This window comes from Bartonella sp. AD13SXNS (genome assembly GCF_042196465.1).
Taxonomy (GTDB): Bacteria; Pseudomonadota; Alphaproteobacteria; order Rhizobiales; family Rhizobiaceae; genus Bartonella.
The window spans coordinates 351-818 of record NZ_JBHIQI010000087.1; the positions used below are offsets into that span (position 1 = coordinate 351).

At 37.0% G+C, this 468-nt stretch carries 1 protein-coding gene; it reads right to left on the bottom strand.

The genetic code is table 11. The features are described from left to right. Window positions 1–419: type IV secretory system conjugative DNA transfer family protein (locus tag ACFIMQ_RS09515; protein ID WP_375703942.1), on the bottom strand; the 419-nt coding region annotated here is incomplete at its 3' end. Between the last annotated feature and the right edge of the window lie 49 nt (window positions 420–468).

Below are 468 nucleotides of genomic sequence, written 5' to 3' on the forward strand. Positions count from 1 at the left end.
ATCTTTTCGCGAACAACCGTCGTCTCTCCCGCCATTTTACTCATCCATTCGGCTGTTTCGACTTTATTAGGAGCGTAAGCAATACGAATATGACAATTTGAAATAATACTTTCATTTGTGGTGTAAGCTTTGTAGAGCTGTTGCACATCTTGAGTGATGATATAAGCTTTAAGCCCGTACCCAGCAATGTAGGCAAGAGCCTTTTCAAAAATTTCCAATTTTCCCAAAGTTGGAAATTCATCAAGCATTAAAAGCAAACGATGTTTGTGATTGGTTTTGGATCTTCCATCATCAAATTCCATGCGATCTGAAAGAGAAAGAACCATTTGGGTCAATAGCAATCGTGCTAATGGTCTCATTCTATCTAAATTACGCGGCGTTGTAATGAAATACAGTGAGACGGGATCTTCTGTATCCATCAAATCACTAATATAAAAATCACAATATTTTGTGTTTTCATCAACAATA